The following is a 2,716-nucleotide window of genomic DNA, read 5'->3' as shown; positions in this document are numbered from 1 at the left end:
CAGCCAGATCTGCGCCGGGGTGGAGGCGCGGTGCGCAAGCGGCGAACCCGCAAGTCTTGCCGAGATCGGCGATGCACAGCGTGCCTTCGACGTCGCCAGCAGCGAGCTTCGAGCAATCTTCAACCTGGGGAATTAGCGTGAGCAACCCTGGCCGAATTCTCATCGTCGACGACTCTCGGACCATAAGGATCAAGCTCAAAAAATCGGTGGAGGCTCTCGGCCATGAAGCCGAGGCTGTAGAGAACGGGCGAGCGGCTCTCGATCTGCTCGCAGTTGAAAATTTCGATCTTGTTCTTCTCGATATCATGATGCCGGTGATGGACGGCTTCGAGGTGCTGACGAGCCTCAAGAGCTCGCCCCGGACCCGGGATGTGCCGGTGATTGTGATTTCCGGGCTCGACGATGAGATGAGCAGCGTCGTGAAGGCGATTGAATTGGGCGCCGAGGATTTCTTGCCCAAGGATTTCGAGCTGGCGCTTCTCAAGGCGCGGATTTCCACGTGCATCGAGAAAAAGCGACTGCGCGACGTAGAGAAGGAATATCTGCGTCAGGTAGCCAAGTTGACGAAAGCGGCCGCGACCCTGGAAAGTGGGAGGTTCAACCCTTCGAAGCTGGGCATCCGCGATGTGGCAGCCCGAACCGATGGTCTGGGCAAGCTCGCCAGTGTGTTCGCAACGATGGCCCAAAAGGTTTACGAGCGCGAACGCAAAATGCGGCAAAATATCCGCACATTCCGCGGAGCCTTGCTGCTGTTGGCCTGCGGAGGACTGTGGGGCCTTGTCGTCCCGCTGTCGAAAATGGCTTCGCTCGTTGAAGCTCACCCGATTGGACTAGCGATCCTTATTGACCTCATCGGAGCTGCGTTCTGCCTCGGGATTAGCCTCAAGCGCAGGACCATGCCGAGGCTGTCTGCTCTCACGCGCTCGGATTGGCGGTTCGTTATCATCCTCGCGTTCATCAGCTCGGTGGTCAATCAGGTGCTGGTCTATTGGCTGGCAAGCAAGCTTCCGGCCTTTATCGTCTCCATCGTCATCGTACTTGAAGGGTTCGCCGTATTCCTGTTCGCGGCCTTGATGCGGACCGAAGCGCCGAGCATGAAACGGTTCTTGGGGCTTGGACTGGGTCTCGTCGGCATCGTCATCATCCTTTTCTTTGGCGAGCCGGGGGAAATGAACACGAATTGGTTGTGGCTTGCCATCGCGCTTGTGATCCCGGTCACTTATGCCACTGAGGATATCTATCTTTCGGAGTTCAAACCCGCTGCCGTCGACAGCGTCGCCATGTTCGGCATGGTCCTGGTTGCTTCGCTTTTGATGCTGATTCCGCTCGCGGCCTTTTATGGGGATTTCATACCGGTTGGTTTGTTGACCGGAAGGCTTGGCATCATTGTCATTTTGATGGCAGTTGCCGGCAATCTGGCCATGCTGCTCTTCATTGCGCTGATCTCCAGCACAGGTGCTGTGTTCGCAAGCCAGAACGCCTACGCCGTAACCGCGGCCGGTATAGGGTGGAGCATGTTGCTGCTGGGCGAAGCGATACCGGCGCTCAACTGGGTTTCGTTAGCGCTGATCGTGGTAGGCCTGCTGATGGTCGAACCGAAGCAGGAAGCTGAAGAAGAACCGCCACCGCTTGACGATGCGACAGAGGAAATCGTGCCGAAGCTCGACCTTGTGCCACTGCCAACGGAGTGAACAGAGCCCGAGGCAGGTCTGCCTACCTTAAGCCAAGCAGAGCATGGCTCCGATGCTGACGGCGTGGTGCGCCGAATGGAACGTCGGTTTCCCGGCTCGCCAGTCCGAACGCTGCCGGACTGCTCTCGGCCCCATTCGGGTCATTCAAAAAAATGGATCGCGCGAATGGCTATGGGCGCCCACCTGGGAGCGCACCTTCTCGCTGCATGACTGCGGCAAAGAAGCCGTCGGTATCGTTGCGCGCGGGCGTCAGCGACAGATAGTCCGGATGAGATGAGTTCGTCAGTTGCGGCGCGGCCTCGTGAAGCGGCACCACACGAAAACCGGGATGTGCCGCCAGGAACGCTACCACCTGTTCCTCATTCTCCTCGGACAGCATGGAGCATGTCGCGTAGACCAGCCGTCCACCGGGCTTCACCAGACGCGCCGCGCTCGCCAGAATCCGGGCCTGCAGCGACACGAGATTGTCCAGACCCCGTTCCTCCTGCGCGCGCCAGCGTGCATCGGGGTTGCGTCGCCAGGTACCGGTGCCGCTGCATGGCGCGTCCACCAGCACGCGATCGAAACCGCCCTTGTGGCGCTTGATCCACCGATCCGTTTCGCCGGCCAGGAGCCGTGTCTCGATATTGTGCAATCCTGCCTGCCGGAAGCGCTCGGCGCCGCGCTTCAAACGGCCTTCCAGGACGTCGCAGGCGACAACATGGCCCTTGTTGTTCATCTGCACGGCGACCGCCAGCGTCTTGCCGCCGGCTCCGGCGCAGAAATCGACCACGCGCTCGCCCGGCCGGGCATCGACCAGCATGGCGACAAGCTGCGAGCCCTCATCCTGGATCTCGACCTCACCGGTCCTGAGCATCAGCAGGCTCGCCAGCGAGGGGCGTTCATGCACACGAATGCCGTAAGGAGCGATGGCAGATGGCTGCGCCCGCAAGCCGAGATCCTTCAGCGCGTTGAGCATGGCCTCGCGCGTCGACTTGATCGGGTTGACGCGCGAGGCCATGCTCAACGCGCTGAAGGATCTCGGC

Annotated in this window: 2 protein-coding genes; one reads left to right on the top strand and one right to left on the bottom strand. The window is 60.4% G+C overall.

The features are described 5' to 3' along the window. Positions 1 to 137: 137 nt before the first annotated feature. The gene (locus EOA27_RS30905; protein ID WP_210214184.1) at positions 138 to 1,691 is read left to right on the top strand and encodes a response regulator; all 1,554 of its coding nucleotides are present in this window, start codon (positions 138 to 140) and stop codon (positions 1,689 to 1,691) included. Positions 1,692 to 1,860: 169 nt separating this feature from the next. Here the strand turns inward: EOA27_RS30905 and EOA27_RS30900 are convergent. After that, on the bottom strand, positions 1,861 to 2,716 hold an 856-nt coding region (locus EOA27_RS30900; RefSeq protein WP_145970640.1), incomplete at its 5' end, for an RsmB/NOP family class I SAM-dependent RNA methyltransferase.

The sequence above is a fragment of the Mesorhizobium sp. M2A.F.Ca.ET.037.01.1.1 genome, assembly GCF_003998075.1.
In the GTDB taxonomy this organism is placed as follows: Bacteria; Pseudomonadota; Alphaproteobacteria; order Rhizobiales; family Rhizobiaceae; genus Mesorhizobium.
Note: the sequence above shows the minus strand (reverse complement) of the source record. Positions and strands in the feature narration are given on the sequence as shown.